The sequence below is a fragment of the Microtetraspora sp. AC03309 genome (assembly GCF_020826795.1).
Classification (GTDB): domain Bacteria; phylum Actinomycetota; class Actinomycetes; order Streptosporangiales; family Streptosporangiaceae; genus Microtetraspora; species Microtetraspora glauca.
Map to the genome: position 1 here is coordinate 1 of NZ_JADDIL010000535.1, position 437 is coordinate 437.

The window sequence follows — 437 nt, forward strand, 5'->3', positions numbered from 1 at the left end:
CGGCGCGCACGGTGTCCCGAGATCGCCGGAGCGGGTGATGAATTGATGCACCGAGCACCGCAACGGCCACCGGAGCCCAAGCACATCGAAATGCCGTATCCGACCCCTGCGAGGGCAGGTTAGGCTAGGCGCACAGCGTTGGCCGGCACACCATTACGGGTGTCACCGCTCGGGGATCAGGGGACATGGCAGACAACGAGTTGCGCGTGGATCCAGCGGTATTGACGGCGACGTCGTCCACCTCGGCCAAGCTGGGCACCGACGTGGCCGGACTGCGGGTCGGCGACTCGCTGACCGCCGCCGGGTCCGCCGCCTCGGGGCTGCTGTCCGGAGCCGCCACGCGCGACCTCGGTTCCAGCATCGACCAGACGTCGAAGAAGCTGGGCGAAAGCTGGGCGAAGTTCTCCGAGAAGACGTCGAAAGCCGCTGAGCTGTAC

At 67.3% G+C, this 437-nt stretch carries 1 protein-coding gene; it reads left to right on the forward strand.

Annotated features, from left to right (window positions below; genetic code table 11):
* Positions 1–206 precede the first annotated feature (206 nt).
* Positions 207–437, forward strand: a 231-nt coding sequence (locus IMZ11_RS44230) for a hypothetical protein (RefSeq protein WP_228649745.1), incomplete at its 3' end; no start/stop codon positions are given.